This window comes from Curtobacterium luteum (assembly GCF_001475545.1).
In the GTDB taxonomy this organism is placed as follows: domain Bacteria; phylum Actinomycetota; class Actinomycetes; order Actinomycetales; family Microbacteriaceae; genus Curtobacterium; species Curtobacterium luteum_A.
This window is the reverse complement of the sequence record NZ_LDQC01000097.1, coordinates 1-401: the sequence shown is the minus strand read 5'-3', so window position 1 is coordinate 401 and position 401 is coordinate 1. Positions and strand designations below refer to the sequence as shown.

Annotated in this window: 1 protein-coding gene; it reads left to right on the top strand. The window is 50.4% G+C overall.

Translation table 11 applies throughout. The annotated features are described in order from the left end of the window. Positions 1 to 9 precede the first annotated feature (9 nt). A partial coding sequence (locus tag NS184_RS18985; RefSeq protein ID WP_193750493.1) for a hypothetical protein occupies positions 10 to 401 on the top strand: 392 nt, incomplete at its 3' end.

Sequence of the window (401 nt, the reverse complement as noted above, 5' to 3'; positions counted from 1 at the left end):
CTAGGAGATGTGTATAAGACAAAGGAAAGAGAAGGAGAGAGGGAGGAGGGAAAGGAAGGGAGGAGAGAAGAAAAAAGGGGAAGAAGAAAAAAGGAGGAGAAGGGAGAGAGAGGAAGAAAAGGAAGGGAGAGGGAGAAAGAAAGAAGAAAAAGAAGGAGAAAGAAGAGGAGAGGGAGAGGAAGGAGAGAGAGGAGAAAGAAGGAAGGAAGAGAAAAAGGAGGAGAGAGGAGGAGAGGGAAGGGAAGAGGGAGAAGGAAAGAGAGGAAGAGAAAAAGAGAGAGAAGGAAGGGGGAGGGAAAGGAGGAAGGAAAAGAAGGGGGAGAGGGAGGAAAGGGAGAGAGAGGGAGGAGAGAGAGGAGGAGAGGGGGAGGAGAAAGGAGAGGGAGAAGAGAGGGGGGGAA